At 60.9% G+C, this 19,289-nt stretch carries 16 protein-coding genes and 2 pseudogenes; 2 read left to right on the plus strand and 16 right to left on the minus strand.

Features of this window, described 5'->3' with window-relative positions; all coding sequences use genetic code 11:
* The 11 genes and pseudogenes from ASD52_RS40215 to ASD52_RS20625 form a co-directional block, all read right to left on the minus strand.
* Positions 1 to 446, minus strand: a pseudogene (locus ASD52_RS40215) (aminotransferase class I/II-fold pyridoxal phosphate-dependent enzyme); the annotation flags it as partial.
* A gap of 1 nt (position 447) precedes the next feature.
* Positions 448 to 858, minus strand: a pseudogene (locus ASD52_RS40220) (aminotransferase class I/II-fold pyridoxal phosphate-dependent enzyme); the annotation flags it as partial.
* Positions 859 to 1,037: 179 nt separating this feature from the next.
* Positions 1,038 to 2,120, minus strand: coding sequence for an NAD/NADP octopine/nopaline dehydrogenase family protein (locus ASD52_RS20585; RefSeq protein WP_200954066.1), 1,083 nt, complete (start codon positions 2,118 to 2,120; stop codon positions 1,038 to 1,040).
* Between the two features lie 45 nt (positions 2,121 to 2,165).
* Positions 2,166 to 2,777, minus strand: a complete 612-nt coding sequence (locus ASD52_RS20590) for an XRE family transcriptional regulator (RefSeq protein ID WP_063978369.1) — start codon at positions 2,775 to 2,777, stop codon at positions 2,166 to 2,168.
* Between the two features lie 41 nt (positions 2,778 to 2,818).
* Entirely contained in the window at positions 2,819 to 3,394 is a 576-nt protein-coding gene (locus tag ASD52_RS20595; RefSeq protein ID WP_057221342.1) for a peroxidase-related enzyme, read from the minus strand.
* A complete protein-coding gene (locus tag ASD52_RS20600) occupies positions 3,391 to 3,891 on the minus strand; it encodes a hypothetical protein (protein ID WP_057225393.1) in 501 nt (166 codons plus the stop codon). The genes ASD52_RS20595 and ASD52_RS20600 overlap by 4 nt, the downstream gene beginning before the upstream one ends.
* Positions 3,892 to 3,900: 9 nt before the next feature.
* Positions 3,901 to 5,394: an NAD(P)/FAD-dependent oxidoreductase gene (locus ASD52_RS20605; RefSeq protein WP_057225395.1), complete on the minus strand. Its 1,494-nt coding sequence runs from the start codon at positions 5,392 to 5,394 to the stop codon at positions 3,901 to 3,903.
* A gap of 93 nt (positions 5,395 to 5,487) precedes the next feature.
* Positions 5,488 to 6,573, minus strand: a complete 1,086-nt coding sequence (locus tag ASD52_RS20610) for an ABC transporter ATP-binding protein (RefSeq protein WP_057217248.1) — start codon at positions 6,571 to 6,573, stop codon at positions 5,488 to 5,490.
* Positions 6,573 to 7,367, minus strand: coding sequence for an ABC transporter permease (locus ASD52_RS20615; RefSeq protein WP_025431402.1), 795 nt, complete (start codon positions 7,365 to 7,367; stop codon positions 6,573 to 6,575). The genes ASD52_RS20610 and ASD52_RS20615 overlap by 1 nt, the downstream gene beginning before the upstream one ends.
* Positions 7,367 to 8,353 carry an ABC transporter permease gene (locus ASD52_RS20620; protein WP_057225397.1) on the minus strand — a complete coding sequence of 329 codons (987 nt, stop codon included), beginning with the start codon at positions 8,351 to 8,353 and terminating at the stop codon, positions 7,367 to 7,369. The genes ASD52_RS20615 and ASD52_RS20620 overlap by 1 nt, the downstream gene beginning before the upstream one ends.
* A 160-nt stretch (positions 8,354 to 8,513) precedes the next feature.
* Positions 8,514 to 9,623 (minus strand): extracellular solute-binding protein, encoded by a 1,110-nt coding sequence (locus ASD52_RS20625; RefSeq protein WP_057208311.1) that lies wholly within the window; start codon positions 9,621 to 9,623, stop codon positions 8,514 to 8,516.
* A gap of 409 nt (positions 9,624 to 10,032) precedes the next feature.
* On the opposite strand from ASD52_RS20625, the gene yghU reads away from it, so the two are divergent.
* On the plus strand, positions 10,033 to 10,947 hold the full coding sequence (gene yghU / locus ASD52_RS20630; RefSeq protein WP_025431405.1) for a glutathione-dependent disulfide-bond oxidoreductase: 915 nt from the start codon (positions 10,033 to 10,035) through the stop codon (positions 10,945 to 10,947).
* A gap of 10 nt (positions 10,948 to 10,957) precedes the next feature.
* The gene (locus tag ASD52_RS20635; protein WP_057225399.1) at positions 10,958 to 11,335 is read left to right on the plus strand and encodes a hypothetical protein; all 378 of its coding nucleotides are present in this window, start codon (positions 10,958 to 10,960) and stop codon (positions 11,333 to 11,335) included.
* A gap of 213 nt (positions 11,336 to 11,548) precedes the next feature.
* Here ASD52_RS20635 and ASD52_RS20640 read toward each other — a convergent pair whose 3' ends face one another.
* From ASD52_RS20640 to ASD52_RS20660, 5 genes are read right to left on the minus strand one after another with little or no spacing between them, the layout of a single operon-like run.
* The gene (locus tag ASD52_RS20640; RefSeq protein ID WP_057225401.1) at positions 11,549 to 12,688 is read right to left on the minus strand and encodes a hypothetical protein; all 1,140 of its coding nucleotides are present in this window, start codon (positions 12,686 to 12,688) and stop codon (positions 11,549 to 11,551) included.
* Positions 12,663 to 13,835 (minus strand): polysaccharide pyruvyl transferase family protein, encoded by a 1,173-nt coding sequence (locus ASD52_RS20645; protein ID WP_057217254.1) that lies wholly within the window; start codon positions 13,833 to 13,835, stop codon positions 12,663 to 12,665. Before ASD52_RS20645 ends, ASD52_RS20640 begins: the two co-directional genes overlap by 26 nt.
* Before the next feature lie 42 nt (positions 13,836 to 13,877).
* Positions 13,878 to 15,056 (minus strand): polysaccharide pyruvyl transferase family protein, encoded by a 1,179-nt coding sequence (locus tag ASD52_RS20650; RefSeq protein ID WP_057217255.1) that lies wholly within the window; start codon positions 15,054 to 15,056, stop codon positions 13,878 to 13,880.
* A gap of 36 nt (positions 15,057 to 15,092) precedes the next feature.
* Positions 15,093 to 17,768 carry a glycosyltransferase gene (locus ASD52_RS20655; protein WP_057225403.1) on the minus strand — a complete coding sequence of 892 codons (2,676 nt, stop codon included), beginning with the start codon at positions 17,766 to 17,768 and terminating at the stop codon, positions 15,093 to 15,095.
* On the minus strand, positions 17,758 to 19,215 hold the full coding sequence (locus ASD52_RS20660; protein ID WP_156613005.1) for a DUF6212 domain-containing protein: 1,458 nt from the start codon (positions 19,213 to 19,215) through the stop codon (positions 17,758 to 17,760). Before ASD52_RS20660 ends, ASD52_RS20655 begins: the two co-directional genes overlap by 11 nt.
* Positions 19,216 to 19,289 lie beyond the last annotated feature (74 nt).

Below are 19,289 nucleotides of genomic sequence, written 5' to 3' on the forward strand. Positions count from 1 at the left end.
AGCGAGGCGGCGGCAATCACCGGCGCCAGCGTGTTGGAAAACAGATAGGGCCGCGAGCGCTGGCGCAGCCAGTCGACAACCTCGGCCTTGGCCGACGTGTAACCGCCCGAGGCGCCGCCGAGCGCCTTGCCGAGCGTGCCGGTGATGATGTCGACGCGGCCCTCGACACCGCAATGTTCGGCCGAGCCGCGACCGTTCCTGCCGACGAAGCCGACCGCATGGCTGTCATCGACCATGACCATGGCGCCATACTTCTCGGCGAGGTCACAGACGCCCCCGAGATTGGCGATGATGCCGTCCATCGAGAACACGCCGTCGGTGGCGATCAGCTTGAAGCGACTGCCTTGGGCCTTCTTCAGCTCTTCCTCCAGCGCCGCCATGTCGTTGTTGGCATAGCGGAAGCGCTTGGCCTTGGAGAGGCGCACGCCGTCGATGATCGAGGCGTGNGGCGTGGTTCAAGGCGTCGGAGATGATCGCGTCCTCTTCGCCCAGCAGCGTCTCGAACAGGCCGCCATTGGCGTCGAAACAGGAGGAATAAAGGATCGAGTCTTCCAGGCCGAGGAAGGCGGAGATGCGCGCCTCCAGTTGCTTGTGCTCTTCCTGGGTGCCGCAGATGAAGCGCACCGAGGCCATGCCGTAGCCGTACCGGTCGAGCGCCTTTTTGCCGGCTTCAGTCAGTTCCGCATTGTCGGCCAGGCCGAGATAGTTGTTGGCGCAGAAGTTCAGCACCCGCTCGCCCGAGGCAACCTCGATCTCGCCCGCCTGTTTCGAGACGATCACCCGCTCCGACTTGTAGAGACCGGATGATTTCAAGCCATCGAGTTCGGAGCGGAGGTGGGAAAGAAAAGCATTGGTCATGGCGGGGTAAAGCCTCACTCTTGCCGGCGACACACTTCCGTGTCGCAGCACTGGGAATTCCATATTGAACAACGAGGACCGGGCTGTTGCCCGATCGGTTGCCACAATCGCCCGGCCTTCACGCACGATCGGCGGGCTGGCTGCCGCGAGCGCGTGAAAGCGGGCAATCAGGACTGAAGTCAGGCGGCCGCGGCAAACCCGTTGCGGCACAGCTCCTTGAGCTCGTCCAGCGACATAGCGTCGAGATCAAGGGCCGTCAGAAGGTCGTTCTCCGCGGTGAAATCACGGCCATACATCGCCGAGAAAATTCGGATACCCGCCTCGTGCAGTTCCGCGGGATGGCCTGCGAGACGGCCGATCTTCGCCGTCATGACCAGACCGAAGGGCACGTCTTCCGTCACGTAGCGGCTATCGGCGGTGGTCGGGCCGCTGCCGCCATTGCCGGCTTCGTGCATCTCCTGATTCATCTGGGAGATGGAGCTCATCGGCACGTGGAATGACAGATGAAAGTGCTGAAAGATATTGCGCACCTCAAGTCCGAGCTTGCTGGCGATGGCGATGCGCTCCCGGTCGAGATCCTCAAGAAGGCGTCCGACGTTCGGCGTCACGTTCTGGCCCTGGCTCCAACTTTCGCCGCGCTCCATGCGGGTCATGTTGCCGAGCGCGATGCCCATATGGTTCTGCGGATTGAGGTTGGAAAGCGCGATCGCCATCAGGCTGCCGCGGTCGAGGAAACGGTCGCCGAACAAGGACTGGCAGATCGAGAGCCCCTTGGCGCTCTCGGATGCCGGCACCGTCGCGAGATCGACCTGCTTGCGGATCGTGTTCACATTGACCGAGGTCGGGCTCAACTGCCTGCCCGACACAGCTGTCGTGCCCCAAGCGACGATCGGGACAGTAACGCCGCGCGCTGCCAGCAGGCGGGAGAGATAAAGCGCACCAAAGGAGGCGTGCGAACTGAAGATGACGATTTGCCCCGGCGTGATATGGGGTGCGATGGCGTCCAGTACAGTCTTGTGGCCATAGGCCGGCAGCGCGATGACGAGCGCTTCGGCACGGGCAACAAGGTCCTTTGCGCTGGTGGCAACGGCCAGATGGAAGGTGCCCTTGATCGCGCCTTCCGCAACCAGCGCCTGGCCGCTGGCCAAGGCACGCGTCCGTTCGCCGGATGGCGACCACAAGGTCACCTCGTGGCCCTGCTGCTCAACAAGCGCCGCCGTTCCAAAAGCGATCGAACCCGCCCCGACTATTCCTACCCGCATTATCATTCCCTTTTCTGCTCATGAATTCGGCCCGCTGGCCGATCGTTATTTCGGACGTATCGCCGTTCTCGGCGTGTTCGGCCCGACATCGCCGGACGCAACCACCAGGAATGCCCCCGCCCCGACAGGACCGACGCTTGTCAGCGAATGGGGGACGTCGGCGGCATAGCGCGCCGTTTCTCCGGCCCGAACGATCATGGTGTTGCCTGCGCTGCGCACCACGATCTCACCCTTGGTGCAGTGCAGATGCTCAACGGTGCCTGCCCCATGCGGGTCGCTCACCAGTTCCCCTTCAGCCTCAAAACTCAGCAGATACCATTCGATCAGCGACACCATGCTGGCCGGGGACAGGATCTGCAGCGTGCAACTGCCGTCCGCACTGCGGATGGTCGGCGTCAGGTTTCCCGGCTGGAGGTCGATGATGGAATCGCCGCGCTCTTCGCTTGCGCCGCTGACCAGACTGTTGAGGTCGATCTTGAGCGCACGCGTCAGATGCCACAGCGTTCCGTAGGTCGGGTTGGCATTACCGCGCTCAATCTCCGACAGCATGGAGCGCGATACGCCGGACATTGCAGCCAGTTCGGCGAGTGTCAGATTCAACTCTTTTCGATATGCCTGCAAGCGCGGCCCGATCTCGGGCGGGCTGACCAACACCATGGCTTGTCCCTCTTTGCCAATCGAGTGAGCGTCTCCTCCTGTCATTCCCTGATCGGTTCGCCGAGCGTATGCATAAGCCGGTTGGCCCAGCCGAACAGAGACGTGGACAGGATGAGATCGAGGATTTCCTCCTTACCTAAACCGGCCTCCACCAGCGCCGCCATATCATCGGCGCTTGCTTCGGACGGGCATTTCGAAAGCTTGACCGCAAACTTCAAGATCGCCTTCAACCGCGGCTCGATCTCGGCATCGACGCCATCGGCAAAAATGGATGCAATCACATCGGTACTTTTGGTCAACTGGTTGTAGCGACTGGCATGAACGGCCGCACAGTAGACGCAACGGTTGACGATGGAAGCACCGACGGCCCCGATCTCGCGCTCGGCGCGTGACAGGCCGCCACTATTATACATGACACCGTTGAAGAGCGGGCTTCTGTGCGTCAGCGTTTCGACGTCGTGCGCCAGCACCAGCACGTAGTCAGAAACCTTGGTATTGGATGGCGTGACCTTGAGCGCTTCGAGCTGCTCGGCGCTCGCGTCCGCCAGCTTGAGCGGGGTCACATAAGGCTTCCAGACCGGGATATCGGTGGTGAAGTCGTGCACGATCTCGCTCATGCCAACCCCCTCATCAACTCAAGGCCGACGGCAACCCTGATCTGGTAGCTGACGAAGGCGACGAGTTCTGAAAGCCGCACGATGTCGTCATCGGCAAGACCCGCTTCCTGCAACAATTCGATGTCGTGGCGGGTTGCCTGCTTCGGCGCATGCGCCACCAGGTCGACGTGGCGGATCAGCGCCTTGGCACGGATATCGCTGCCACCATCGAACCAGATATCGGCCATCCGGGCAGCGGCGTCGGGCGCACCGGCTTTTTCCAGCAAAGCCTCGAAATGATCCTCGAAGGCTTTATGGTCATTGATCTTTGCAATGCGCCAGGCAAGTGCTGCGCGCTCGGCATGCGACAGGCCACCGGAATTTTCCGGCGTCAGCGCACTGTCATGTGTCTTCTGGGTAAGCGCCATGATGTCCGCGCGCGCCGATAGCACGCCGGCCATCGCGCTGCCGGGCTCGATGCCGACGATCGCGGCAATCACGTCCTCGTTTTCAGCCATGTGATCCTCCTATGCCTGCTTGCGATCGTTGACCGCTACGCTGTCCGGCAAGGGCGATGCCGTCCATTCGTCGCCGCGCAATTCGGGCGTGTCGTAGTCAAGTAAACGCTGCCAATATTGGTCGAAATTCTCTGAGTAGAGCTTGGCGGCGATCTCCCGCACCAGCCACGACGCGCCTTCGCTGATGCCCGGAATGTCGCCACTCACCTTGCCGAGGCTGGCGGCAGCGCCCGAGTTGAAGCTGTGGATGTTGGCAAGCCACGGCGCCTGGCCTGGTACGCGCTCGAGGAAACTGAAATCGTCGGCGAGATAGGGGAACCGGCCGAGCTGATCATTTTCCTCGCGCGCTGGCGGCGTGAAGCGGTCCTGCCACAAAAGGATCTTGTCGGCGTAGCCGTCGAGTTCCTTGCGCGCCAGCGGATCGACCCCAAAGCCGGTGCCGAGGATAAGGAAATCCGCGCGGACCGACTTGCCTTGCGACGTCTCGATGACGATTTCGTCGCCGTCGAGTTCGACACTTTCGACGGCGGCGTCAAAATGGAAATAGGCGTTGGGATGGCGGCTGACGCGCATCGTCGACCCACGCGGCGCCGGCGTCTGGGTGCGCAGCGAGTAGTTCATGATCTGCCACCGCCTGGCGTCACCCAGCTGCGGGAACGCAGCGGTGAAGCCGAACGAGCCGATACCCATCAGTTTGTTGATGCAGGGCATTTCCTTGCGTCGGATGAGATGGCGGACTTCGGCAGCCCCCGCTTCCAGCGCCTCGGCGGCGTTGTCGACCGCCGATGCGCCGACTCCGACAACCACGACCCGTTTGCCGCTGAGGGCAGCAAAGTCGATCTCGTGGGAGGAATGCGCCCAGTATTTCTCCGGCAGATCGCCGACGAAGTCGGGAATGCTGGGATGCCCCATGCCGTCGCGGCCGGTTGCCATCACCACCTTCCGGGTAAACACCGACGTTTCCCGCGCGCCCTTGCCTGTTATCGTCAACCGCATGAAAGCGCCCTCGGGCTGGATCGCCTTGACCTCGACGCCGTTTTCGACCGGCAGATCGAGCACCTTGCGGTACCAGCGTAGATACTCCATCCACATCGGGCGGGGGATCTTGTCGAGCTTGGCCCATGAGTCATTGCCGAACTGGGCAACGTGCCAGGCGCGGAAGGTGAGCGAGGCCATGCCATAGGCCGGGCCGGTTAGTTGCTTGGGCGAACGCAGAGTCTCCATGCGCGCATAGGTCAGCCATGGCCCTTCGAGGCCCTCCTCGCTGCGATCGAAGATGCGGATATTCTGAATGCCGGCGCCGATCAGAGCGAAACTGGCGACCAGGCCGCACATGCCGCCACCGATGACGACGACGTCATGGACCTGTTCATCAGAGGCGGTGGGCACAACCCAGTTTGCCGGCGGATAGCACAGGCAGGCAAGATCGTCGCGGACACGCTGTTCCAGCTCCAGCAGGCTCGTCGCCGCCGATGGGATCGGTGTCTCTACGTTATAAGCCATGGTTCACCTCCGTCGGCCGATGGAACTTGGGGTTCGCATTGGCCGCCTTGCCTGCTTAGGACCCGCACCAATGCGATGCGCGCCGTTGGTTGATTAGTTGTGAGCGTGCCGGTCGGGAATGACCGTCGCCGTCTCGGGCTTCCAACCGACCCAGATGTCCTCGCCGTTAAGTTGCGCGACATCGCTTGGATGCACAAGGGTGTTGAGCAAGGTGCCCGCGCCGACTTCGACCATCAGCGAGGTGTGGTTGCCCTTGAACACCCGTTGACGGATCTTGCCCTTGATGCGGTTTCCGCTGGTCGGCTCGCTCGCCGAACAATGGATCGCCTCCGGGCGCAGGACCACGTAGAGATGCTCGCCGACCTTCGGCGAAAGCCCGCCTTGGTTTGCCGTGATGGTGATGCCGTTCCAGCTGAGAGCCGCGACATCGCCTTCGGTTCCGACAACGGTACTGCGCAACAGGTTGGTCTCGCCGATGAAGTTGGCGACGAAGACCGAGCCGGGGCGGCCGTACAGCGTGTGGGGATCGCCCATCTGCTCGATCCGGCCCTTGTTCATGACCACGATCGTGTCGGACATGGTCAACGCTTCTTCCTGATCGTGGGTGACGAACATGAAGGTCTTGCCGGTCTTTTCCTGGATGGCCTTGAGCTCGATCTGCATCTGCTGACGCAGCTTGGCATCGAGTGCGGAAAGCGGCTCATCGAGCAGCAGCACGTCCGGATCCGGCGCAAGGGCGCGCATGAGCGCGACGCGCTGGCGCTGACCGCCGGACAGCTCCGCCGGCAGGCGATTGGCATAGTCCTGGAGCTGGACCAGTTCCAGAAGTTCCGATACCCGGCGATGAATCGCCTGGTTGTCGAGGCCCTTCAGCTCGAGGCCGAAGGCAATGTTCTTGGCAACAGTCATATGCGGGAATAGCGCATAGTCCTGGAACACGATGTTGACGTTGCGCTTGTTGGGCGGAACCTTGGTGACGTCCTTGCCGCTCAGCAGGATGCGGCCGGATGTCGGCGTTTCGAAACCGCCAAGCATGCGAAGCGACGTCGACTTTCCGCAACCGGAAGGTCCGAGCAAGGTGACGAACTTGCCAGCCTCGATGCTCAGGTTCAGGTTGTCGACGGCGACGTGCTTGCCGTAGCTCTTGTTGACATTGTCGAATTGGACGACGGGTTCCATCAGCGGGTCCTCGCGCGGCGGGTGAGATGTTCGGCGTACAGTCCGACCGCGGCCGTAACCACGAGGACAAGCGTCGCCATTGCGTTGATTTCAGGAGACATGCCGCCCTGCACCTTGGCGAAGATCAGCATGGGCAGGGTCGGGCGATAGCCGCCAAGGAAGAAGGTGCGGACAAAATCGTCGATCGACAGAAGCACACAGAAGATCATGCCACCGAGCAGCGCCGGTCCGAGATAGGGCAGCGTCACGCGGAAGAAGGCAACGACGCTGTCGGCACCGAGATCGCGTGCCGCATCGACGAGGTTGCCGGGCATCGAGCGCAGGCGGGTGAGCGCCATGACGACGACGAAGGGCACGGCGTGCACGGTGTGGCCGAGGATGACGGCCGCCGTACCCGTCGGCATGTCGATGGTCGAGATGAAGATGCGCAGTGAGATCGCCGAGATCATGCCCGGGACGACCGCCGGCAGACAGGCGAGCGCGAAGATGATGACCTGGCCGCGGACGCCCTCGGCAACGATCAGCATGGCGATCCAGACACCGAGGATTGTCGCCGCAAGCGTCGTCGCTCCCGCGATCATGATGGAATAGAGGCAGGCTTCCAGGAACTGCTTGTCCTGCATCACCTTGACGTACCAGTCAAACGTCCACTCCCCGATCGGGAAGGCGACGAAATTGGCGCCCTTGAAGCTCATGGCCATCATCAGCGTGAGCGGCAGAAGCAGATAGAGGATGAAGGCCCAATAGAACGCGGTCAGTGATGCGCGCGGGGCATCGGAAAACAGATTGCGCATTAGATTGCTCTCCTTTTACGCCCGCCGACCAGCCGCATGAAGATGGCGGCGGCGACAAGTGCGGTCACCAGCATGATCAGGGCGAAGGCGGCGCCGACCGGCCACTTGTCGCTGGCACCATGGAAGAAACCGCTGATCGTTTCGGGAAACAGCACGGTGTTGGGGCCGCCGAGCAGCATCGGGGTGGCAAAGACGCCGATACATGTCAGGAAGACCAGGCAGCAGCCCGATACGATGCCATCGCGCGACAGCGGCAGGATGATCCGGCGGAAGCGCGTGAACGGCCCGGCGCCGAGATCGGCAGCCGCATCCAGCAACGGCGACGGGATCTTTTCGATCGCCGAATAAAGCGGCAACAGCATGTAGAGGCAGATCAGGTAGACCAGCCCGAAGCCCAGCGAGAACGACGTGTAAAGCATCGGGATCGGCCGGTCGATCAGGCCGATTTCGCGCAGCAGCACATTCACGGCGCCGCGGTTAGCAAGCAGCATGATCACCGAAAACGTCCGGATCAGCTCGCCGGCCCAGAACGGCACGAGCAACAACAGCAGCGCCTTGGAGCGTCCCTCGGGCCTGACGATCTTGGCGACGTAGTAGGCAACAGGATAGACCACGACCAGGGTCGCAGCGGTCGCGACAGTGGCAAAGATGAAGCTCTTGATCAGCGGCGTGAAGTAGATCGCCTCGCGGAAGAAGATAGCATAGTTGTCGAGAGTGAAGCGCGACTCCACGCCCGACTGAACCGGGTAATGGGAAAGGAGACTGATCTTCAGCATCTGATAGATCGGCCCGACATGCAGCATGATCAGCCAGATCATCGGCACACCGGCCAGAAGGATGATGCGACCGATCCACGATTCCACCGCCGCTCCCAGCGTGTGCCGGTAAAGCGCGGAGTTGACCACCTTGGCTATCCCCGTCGAATATTTCGGTACGGGGGCATCGCGCACCGTGCCGTATCCGGCTGTCGTGTTGCTACTCACCATTGAACGATCTCGGTTGGCGCAGCCCGACCGGCACCGCGCGGCGTCGCCGGCAGTCAGTCCTTGCGCGTTGTTGGCTGGAAGGGGCCAGCAGACCGGCAGCCGTCCCGGAGCTTACCGAAGCGCTCCGGGACAGGTGCAAGCTATGCGAAGCGCCGCCTGATCAGGCCGCCTTGACCTCTGTGGTCGCGCGGTCGATCATTTCGTTCTTCATGTCGCGGTTGACCGACGAGAAGAAGATGATGCGCTCGACTTCTTCCTGCGGAAGCGTCGAGGCGAGCTTTTCGCGTTCGTTGAGCAGATCGCCGACGCCGTTCATGGTCGAGCTGTAGCCCGACTGGCGGGTCATTGCAGCGCCGACTTCCGGGCTCGCCAGGATGGCGTCGAGCAGCTTGTAGGCATTCTCTGCGTTCGGCGCGTTGTTGACGACATTGAGTGTGTAGCAGAAGCCGAACGTGCCTTCCTTCGGCACTGACAGCTGGATCGGATGACCGTCGATGATCAGTTTGGCGGCCGGGCCAGACCACGAATGGGCCAGATAGATGTCCTCGTTGATGAACATCTGCTGCACTTCAGACCCGGCATCATAGTACTTGCGAACCATGTCCTTGTTCTTGATCAGGAAGTCGCGCGCCTCGTTGGTCGCCTTCTGGGCGACGTCCGCTTTACCGGCATAGCTGACGAAGTCGCCGTCATGGCCGAGATATTGCATGACGATGGTCATGAAATCGCTGACGATGTAGGAGGTTTGGCCCTTGAACTGCGGATCGAACATGATCTCCCAGCTCGGCGCCTCCTTCACATAGTCGACGTTGCGGGCGAGACCCTCGTAGCCGGCCAGGATTGGCAGACCCCACAGATTGCCGTCGACACGCGCCCAGGGCGCGTCCTGATAGGCGGGATTGAGGTTCTTCCAGTTGGCAATCTTGCCGGTGTCGAGCGGCTGCAGCAGCTTTGAGCTGATGAACTGCGAATAGCGGTGGCCGGCAACGGTGACGATATCGGTCGACGGATTGGCACCCTCGGCGGTAAGCAGGTTGTACTGTTTGCCCTGGTCGTCGGTCAGACGGATGCGAACCTCGATACCGGTATCCTTCTGGAACTTGTCGATGAATTCCTGCGGCAGGAACTTGTCATAGGTGGTGATGTTTAGGACACCATTGTCGGCCCAGGCCGGGCGCGGACGAATAATGTAAGGCGCCGCAAGAACAGCCCCTCCCGCACCAAGCAGTTTCAGCGCAGTTCTACGATTGATGGATACAATTTCACTCATTTAAGTCCCCCTTTTTTAGTTTTGACTTGTGAGAGCAGGTATTCTGGAATGTTCACGCACCAACTGGGCGCATTCGTCCGCCGGCAACATGGTGTCGCTGCGCGATCTGTAGAAAAGGCCTCCCCGCCTTCGTCCGGTATACCGAACTTTATATCCGCTAAACAGGAATTGACCTGTATAATGGACGAATGTCAAGCGAGCTTTGCAGGAAAATTACTGGATCATCGACCATGATGGGGTGGAATCGAACCCGAGAAAAAACGCACAGGTCCGGTTGACGGAAACCGCCCAGCACGGTCTCTCTGGTTTCGTCGCTCAAAGTCGTGATTAACAGTGATTGCTTTCCTATATCGAGAGATGCCAAACCCGGCAGAGTGACGTGTTTCCGAGAAGACAAGGTTGAATTTTCATGACCGAGAAATCCCCCGCCGATAATTTCCCCGCCGGCTATGCACTTCCTAAGGTCTGGACCTGGGAAGCGGGCAATGGCGGCGCGTTTGCCAGCATCAACCGCCCGATTGCCGGCCCGACCCATGACAAGGCGTTGCCCGTCGGCAAACATCCGCTGCAGCTCTATTCGCTCGCCACGCCCAATGGCGTGAAGGTCACGATCATGCTGGAAGAGCTTCTGGCTGCCGGCCATTCGGGCGCGGAATACGACGCCTGGCCAATCCGCATCGGCGATGGCGACCAGTTCGGTTCCGGCTTCGTCGAGGCCAATCCGAATTCCAAGATCCCGGCGATGATGGACCACGCGCCGAAGGGTGGCGGAGCGCCGGTTCGCGTTTTCGAATCTGCTTCCATCCTGCTCTATCTCGCCGAAAAGTTTGGCGCCTTCCTGCCAACCGAGCTTCGCGCCCGCACGGAAACGTTCAACTGGCTGTTCTGGCAGATGGGCTCCGCGCCCTTTCTCGGGGGCGGCTTCGGCCATTTCTATGCCTATGCGCCGATGCACATCAAATACGCCATCGACCGCTACGCCATGGAAGTGAAGCGTCAGCTCGACGTGCTCGACCGCCATCTCGAAGGCAATCGGTTCATGGCCGGGTCCGAATACACTATCGCCGACATGGCCATCTGGCCCTGGTATGGCGGCCTGGCCCTTCACCAGACCTATGGCGACGCCGGTACCTTTCTCGATGTAGGGAGCTACAAGCACGTCCAGCGCTGGACGGCCGAAATCGCGGCGCGTCCGGCAGTCAAGCGCGGCCGCATGGTCAACCGCCTGAGCGGTGATCCGTCGGAACAATTGCACGAACGCCACGATGCCTCCGACTTCGACACGAAGACGCAGGATAAGATCGCCCAGAAAGAGACCGCGTAAGGAGAGTGGAATGGCCAAGCTGCCTGATATGACGAAACACCGGGGATTTCCCTACGCCATGCCGGGTACAGGCATCCAGTTCGTGATTCGTCGCGCCAATCCAAAGGGGGCAACGCCGATCAAGGCGTTGCCCCGCCATGCCCGGCCGGGCTCGGGAGCGCACCGCATCGACGCGGCATTCCTCCACGCCCTTTGGCATCATTTCGGCGCGGAACCGTTCGAACGTGGCAATCTTGACGCCGCCCGGCTGAACCTCCTGTTCGGCCGCGAGGTCTTGGCTGTGGACAAGGACTTCGACCCGGTGTCCTATGAAGCCTTGCTCGTCATCAACGAAAAGGTCGCTCGCCAGAGCTTCCCTGAATCGTTCGAGGAAGTCTTCGAGGTATGAAGGTAACGGGCCGCGACCAGTGCGCCTGTTAGCGGCCCGCACCAGCAGATACGGGGATCAACGGCGACCTGAGCCAAACGTAGGGCGGATGCAAACTCTCCGAACCTGGCGGCGACAATGCCTCGACACGACGCCTGAAGGGCGCTGGAACTGCTGCAAAATGCGGGCCATCCTCGCCCCCACGCGCAAGCTGCCCCGATTGAGGGCCGTCAGCTAGTTCGGAGCGATTGCCTTGATACCGGCAGAACTGAGCTGGCCGCATCGCCAGACACCGTAGCCGGCGTTGGTATCCCAGTCATAATAGAAAGCGGCTTCCAATCGCCCTGACGACATGAGGTCGCTAAAAACTGATCGTATCGCCGCCACCGCCCCGGTGCGCTTCTGGTCGTCGAGCGGGCAGGAACGGGCGGAGTTCGCCACGCCCCATTCGGTGATCCAGCAGGGCCTGCCTGTGTCCCCTGCCCCGCAGAAACGAAGGAGTTCGCGGATATAGCCGGCAAGCTTCGGCCCTGCCTTACGTCCCGGATAGACGTGAATGCCATAGGCGTCGACATACTCATCGAGCCCACGCAATTTAAGAAGGGTGATCACTTCTTCCGGGTCCAGGCGCTCCATGCCCCTATGATCCGCCTCCCCGGCGCTCATGTCGGACAAGCCGGCAGAAACGACCACCGCGTCGCGGCTATGGATCGTCGCCTTCAGCTCCTGCCGGGTAATCCTGGCAACCTCCACATAGGTTGCCAGTCCTCGCTCGAAGGCCTGCCTGTTGCGGATGTCGGAGACACGGCGCGGTGTGACGGCACCGGGTTTTCGATAAACGACGAGATCGCCATTGTAGGCGCTGTAATTGATCTCGTTACCGGGCTCGACGGCCATCAGCGTAACGCCTGCATCGTCCAATCTGCGCAATGCCGCCTTGAGGCTTTCGCGGTACTTCGCCGGATCGAGGTCGGAGAGGCGGCGAATGTCCCAGATACGACCGAAGCCGGTTCGAGCACGAACCTCGTCCGCGTAGTAGTCGGGATTCGCGAGCTGAATCTCCAGCAGGATCTTCAAGCCGAGGCCATGAGCGATCTCGACCGCGTCGATGCTCTTGTCTACCGGGGCCGACAGGGATAGCCGCACGTGGGTTGCGCCGCTCGCGGCGATGTCACCAAGGATTTTTCTCTGCTCGTCGGGTGTCTGCCAAGCGAGATTGACCCTATTGATCCCGACGATCGCCGCCGGGTTTTGATCCTGTGCGATCGCCGATCTGGCCTCGAAGACAAGAAGCGAAATCAGCGCGCAAAGAAGGACTTTGCGCGCCGCAACCTTCCATGCCACGCGCTCAGATCCCAATCTGGCCGAGCACATTTCTGAAGTTGGTCTCACAGGCGCGATAACGGTCGACGGCCGCCTCTGCGTCGATCTTGGAAAGGAAGTTCGAAAGATAGGTCCGCTTGTCGGCCTCGCGATTCCAGGTCGCCGCCTCGATATAGGGGAAGCCGATGAACTCGAGCATTTCGCGCATGCGGTCGTCGACCGCGATCATCAGCGCCGGAACGCCGGCCTGCATGCCGATGATGCAGCCATGGAATCGACGGCCGAAACACATGTCTCTGGTCGTCGTCCAGCCTCGCCATTGGTTTGTGTCGAAGAAGGCGATCAGCTCGTGTTCGCGCTGCCACTTCTCCTTGTGCTTGTACTGCGTCGCCCCGGTAATACGTCCACTGGCGCGATCGTAAACCGGGGTCGTATCCTCACCCGGCAGGTCAAGATTGTAGGCGATGACCTCGTCCTGGACCACATAGCTGGCAACGGACTTCGGCCCCAGTAGTGCGTGCGCGTCGACGATCGTGTCGGCGACGCTGCCGAGGTAACCACCGAAGGCGATCTTCTGCGCGTCCGCCAAGGCCGGATTGGCGAGTGCCGTGAGCGATCGGACCATTTCGTTCGGGGCGAAATAGAGCGAAGGGCAGCCCGTCGGCTTGACGAATTTCATCCCCTGCTCTCTCAGGAACTCCGCGGTAAAATAGCCGCGTGTCAGGAAGAAGCTTTCCCTGTTCCTGAGCACGTCCAGGAACTTGAGCGTGCCTGCCGGCAGCAACTCCTTGAGACCTTCCTTACGCTGGATGCCGATGCCCATCACCACAACGGGCATCTTCAGCTTGGCGAAAACCTCGGCTTCGAGATCGGCGGAATATCCGGGCCGCAACAGGTTGGCGGAAGCGAAGACGCAGATATCGAATTCGCGGTTGGCCTGCTCGTAGAGATCGTCCGAGGTGCGATTGTTGACCAGGTGCCAGAAGGGCACATAGGTGACATCGTGCCCCCGCAGGCTTTGTGCAGCACCCTCGCCGATCAGATAATTGCCGGTATTGGCGATTCGCCTGACCTGGGAGAGGAAGTCCTTCTTCGCCGTCACCTCGTCGAAATAGGGGCGATGGTGCACCGTCATGCCGGCAACTGAGCCGATCGTGCGCTGCAGATACGAGGGGATCCCTGTAAGTAAGATACGCATAACTGTCCTTTGAACGAGCGCTTGGGAGGATGCCGAGTTCTGCTAGTGACCGATGCCGATTTCCCGCAAAGTCGAACGGAATGTGCGCTCCCGATCGGAATATCTGTCGACGAGCTCCGAAGCATTGAGCTTCCCCAGATGGTCGGCGACGAATTCGCTGCGGTTCTCGGCGCTGTCGATCTCGTTGATGTCGACTGCAGGCAATCCGGTGTAGCCGAGCATTTCGCGCATGCGGTCGTCCACCGCGACCATCAGGCTCGGTACGGCCGCCTGCATGGCAATGATCGAGCCGTGGAAACGGCGACCCAGATTGAAGTCCATCGACGAAGCCCAGGCTCGCCACTGGTTGGTGTCGAAGAAGGTGCGCACCTGGAATGGCTTGCCGAGCCTGTCGGCGCCGGGATAGGCGAGGTTGCCCACCATGGTGCCCGACGCCGTGTCGTAGACGCGCCCCTCCCCATTGGGCTCGACGCTCATGTCGAAGTGGAGAAACTCGTCCTGGACCACATATTGCGGGACGCTGTCGCCGCCAGGCAGAGCCTTGGCATCCAGGACCGTATCCTGGTTGCCGCCAAGGTAACCGGAGAAAATGGTGCGCGCCTTGCCGACATCGACCTCAGGCAGCTTTCTGAGCGATTTCCGCATGTTGTCGGGCATGAAATAGACGGACGGGCAACCGGTCGGCCGCACGAAGTTAAAGCCTTGATCTTTCAGGAAACCTTCCGTCTCGAAGCCGCGCGTCAGGAAGAAGTGCTCACGCTCCTTGAGAATGGCCAGCAGCCGCTTCGTGCCCTCTGGCAGATTGTTCTCCAGGTCCTTGCGGTTCTGCTGACCGATGCCGAGCATGACGATCGGCATCTTGAGCTGCTCGAGCACATCGGCTTCCGCGTCGGCCGAAAGCCCCTTGCGCAGCAGATTGGCGCAGGTGAAGACGCAGATGTCGAAGTTCGAGTTGAATTCGTCGAGGCCGACGCCATTCTTGGCGCAATTATAGAGATGCCAGAACGGCACGTGCTTGGCGTGGGGTGAAAGCGCGCGCAGGGCACCTTCGCCGATGAGGTAGTTGCCGGTGTTGCTGATATTGCGCAACTCCTGCAGAAACTCCTCTTTCGTCTCCGGCTGTTTTTGACGCTCCGCATAGGAGACAGACAAACCGTGGGCGCCATTGACGAGGCGGGTGTAGTGACCGGGAATACCGGTCACAAGAATCCTTGCAGGCATGCAATCGACCTTTCTGCTTGAAATACCGGCGTGGGCTCAACTGGCCGCCCGGATGCCGGCGTCTACCGCTGGATCCGCTGGAAAGACGGCCGTTCTTGACTGGGACGAGTTATCGACCCAGGTGTCGCACCACGCGAGAAACTGCGAAAACGAGGATGTCCACGAACGACGGGATGCAGTCTTGATGCAGCCTTCGATCAGCGGAGCAAGTTGGTCTGGGTTGCGGGCAACCGCCTCGATGGCCTGTGCCATCGACCTGACGACTTCGGGATCGGCCGCCGCATGGATCAGCACGCCATCTTCGCCGTCGATGATGAGTTCGTCGACGGCGCCAACCGCCGTGGCAATCGGAACGCATCCGAGCTGCTGTGCCTCGGCGATGGCGAGCGGCGCACCTTCCCAACGGGACGGCATGACGAGCACATCCGCCCAGGACAGTGCCTTGATGAGTTCCTTGCTGGCGAAGGCCGGTGGACGGACGTCGACGGAGAGATCCTTCAATCGTTCCGTCCATGAGACGCTCGAGTCGGCAAGAATCTCCCCACCGACGGCACGCGCCTCGAATGGAACATTCCTCGCTCGAAGCTCGGACAACGTGGCCGCCAGCCTGTCGATCCCCTTCTGCCGATCAAGCCGCCCCATGTAGAGCACGTGCAAGCGCGCATCGTCGCGCGGCTGCCGTCGGGCGGCGATCACGTCTGCCTGGACTTTCGGTGGCACCGTAAAGCCCGCGCTGTTGGAGACGGCAAAGACCTTTGCGTGCGGCACGCCAAAACTGTGCAGGTAGGTCTTCAACTGCTCGGAGCAGGTCAGGAACGCGTCGTAGCAATGTTCGTGGGCTATCGCGGCAAAAGGCTGGCCCGCCGGGCGCTTGAACGCAGTGTTGTCGACGACGTGAAGATAGCATGCCGTGCGCGTTCCCTCGGAACGCAGCCGGGCGATGAGGGGATGGACGGCCATGACATGGTTGTTGATCACCAGATCGAAACCAGACAGCTGGCCCTTCAACGCCTGCCAATCGACTCCATGCCCGTCAGCGATGAAATCCTGTCCAAGGAATGAGCCCGACCCGCCCCATGCAGGAATGCCGGCATCCCAGAAGTGAATGTGATCAAAGCTCGCATCGAATTCGTCGATGACATCCATCTTGGCGCTGCCGAGCACGAACAGATGTGTTTCGAAACCGGTTCGCTTCAGCTCGCGCGCGATAGCATAAATGACCTTTTCGGCCCCACCGAAAGAGGCGTTCGGCACCAGCAGAGCCGCAGTGCGCTTGCCGGAGCTGTGTCCGAGCGGCAGGATCGGCGAACCGCCGACTTCCCTTCGCAGCTCCTTGTATAGCTCGCCATAGGGCACCAGCCGCGAAGGTCGCCATGTCCACCGTTTGCCTGCCGTATGGCGCAAGGGGCTGGAAGCAATGGCATTGATGCAATTGATCATCATCTGCTGCGGCGTGATCAGCGAACGGCGCGACAGACTCTTGGGGAAGGGAAAGCGAACTTTCAGCAGCGTCACCATCGGCCAGATCTGCTGGTTGCCGATCGATGCGAACCACTCCAGCGCGTTGTTCTGGATCACGTCTCTGACCAGCGGCGTCGGAAGGAAAACAAGGTCAGCCGGGCCGACATTCTGCGAACCTGCCGGTAGTGCAACCGCCTCGATCCCACGCTTCACGCCGTCATTTGCAAGTTGAACGAACAACGCGTTGGTATTTTCGCTCAACCGCTCTAGGTGGGCGAGAATGTTTGGAAGCATGCGCGAGCGCAATAAGAGATCGAAAGCCGAACCACTGCCCGCCACGAGAAAGGGCGGGAAGTGTGCATTGTCGGGTTCGCCGACATTTGCCCAGAACGCCGGGATGATGTCGTCCAGCCGAAGCACGGTTGGTGCCTTGGTCGGATCGGTAAACAGCGAGATCGACGCATTTTCGGTCCGGGCGAAGAGATAGCGCGGCGCTTCCTCATGCTCGAAATCGACGAGCATCGGCCGGCGATACAGAGCCTTGTGGCGTTTTCTGAGGTAACTGACCGAAGTAGCGCGTTCCCGGTTGGCTTCCTTGAAGCGGCTTTCGGCGCGCAACCGATACTCAAAGACCGTGTCGTGGCATGGCACCCCGACGAAGCCATTCTCGATGCAGGACAACCAGAATTCCCAGTCCTCAAATCCGTTCTGCCGGTCGTCGCTGAAGCGCACGCCGGCGCGGAAAACGTCGATGGAAATCAGCGATCCCGTGTCGCAAATGTTGTCCGTGATGCAGTGCGCCAGTCGCGAATATTGATTGCCGTAATGCGCGCGCCAGGACACGGAGAACGTATCGATGTTGGTATAGACCCAGCCACAAGCACTGCTGCTGAGCTTTTCATAGAGCGTCTCGATGGTGCGAGGCAGAACACGATTGTCGGCATCGAGGAAATACACCGCCCGCGCCTCGGGCAGATGCTCTAGAATGAAGTCGATGGCGCGGTTGCGGGCACCACCTGGCCCCGCGTTGCGGCCGAATATCACGTGAATGAACGGATGGACCGCAGCATAGAGCAACAACTGGTCGAACGTTTCGTGGCACGGGTCGCCATCGACCGAAACCACGATCGCGAGCCTGGATGTGTTCAGATCGGACGCAAGAGCGGATTCGATGGCTTCCAGGACAAGCGCCGCATGACCGTAAAGCGGCATCGCGATGGCGATGAGATCGGCCTCTGAATTACCTGGCATTCAGGGCCTCCGTCGACTGCTTTACCAGTCGGAAGCTCGACAACTTGAGCCAGCAAAAATCGACGGTCTCATCCACGGCCCGGCTGAGGATGATCAGATCCATTGGAACGCGGATTGCCTCGTCCATTTGCATACTGATGCTGATGGATTGCTGTGCACCGACTTCGCGCCAGCCGCTGAACAGGGTTGAAGGTTTCACCGAACCCTTGCGCGCGAGCTCGGCGACTTCGGCGCGCGCGTTCGAACTGGCGGGGCTCAAGAGAAAACTGACGGCTGCCGGCGCGCCCTTGGGATGATCGATAATGGCGCTTGCCGACAACGAGACGGTGCCAGGCTCAATGGCGCGGTTGATCGCCCCGGCTGAGATACCGGTCGGCAGGGGGTGGCAGACGATCGCATGCTCGTGTTCGAGGAACCGGATCGTCTGGAAATCTGGGACGATTTGGGTCACCGAAACGTCGGTGATCTGGCTGAGCTTCTCGAGCCCCAGCCTGTAGTCGACGGTGAATTGTCCTTCCAGCAAACTGGTGGGAGCGATCATGTTCGCGGTGCTGGCGGGCTTGACCCCGGGCAGCCCCGTAAACACCCGGAACGCGAGCGGGCGCAGGTCAAGGTCAGGATGCGGATGTTCCGATCGCGCCGAGTAGCGCTCGCTGGCGATGTGGTGCCCGAGCGAAAGGCCAAGCGCGTCGGAGCCGCTTGCAGATACGCGCAGGCGAAGTGTCCTCGCCGCGCCGCCGCAGGCACGCGGCAGAGAAAAGAAGTTCCAGCCGGAAACCAGGCCGACATAGGGAACATTCCATTCCGCCACGCCTTCGCCACTTTCCAGGTAGTTCAAAGTGACGATGAGCTCTCCACTGCCCTTCGGCAATGAGTGCAAGTGAAGCGCAAAGCCGGCGACCCCGAGGCTCGATACGGGCAGGAGCTGCTCGATGAACGCGCTGCTCAACAGCTGCCCTACACCCTCGTCCTTCGGATCGGCAAAGGGATCATGGGCAAAGACTTCGGCAACCGGCTCCCAGTTTCGCGCATGGAAGGCGTCTTCCAGAAGGCGATAGTTTTCGAACAGTTCTTCGCGCTCACGCCTCAGCATGGCGAGTTCCGACGTGATCGAAGCCGAATATCGGGCGAGCCGACCGACGCCGTCTTCGGCAAGCGCACGCAGGAGCGCCGAGCTCTCCGCCACATTGGCCGGGTCAAGACGCAAGACCGCCAGCTCCGGAAGCGTCCGCAAGGCAGACAGTCGCGCCAGCCCCTTCTTCAGGTCCATCTCTGCCTTGTCGGAAAAGGCGACCGCGGCGATCGGAAACGTATCCTTCAACGTGTCGAAGGAACCACCGTCGGCCTCCACGTAGTCCACCAGATGGGCAACATTGCTGCCCTGCAACATCGCCCGATCGCGATCCGATGCCAGAAGCAGCTTTTTCAAACCGAGCCGAGGCCCCATGGCGGATTGTCTTACTTCTTGCACGTAACGCCCTCAGAAGAAACGATAACGCATATCGATGGAGTTTCTGAACC

Origin of the sequence: Ensifer sp. Root142 (genome assembly GCF_001426785.1) — a bacterium.
GTDB lineage: Bacteria > Pseudomonadota > Alphaproteobacteria > Rhizobiales > Rhizobiaceae > Ensifer > Ensifer canadensis.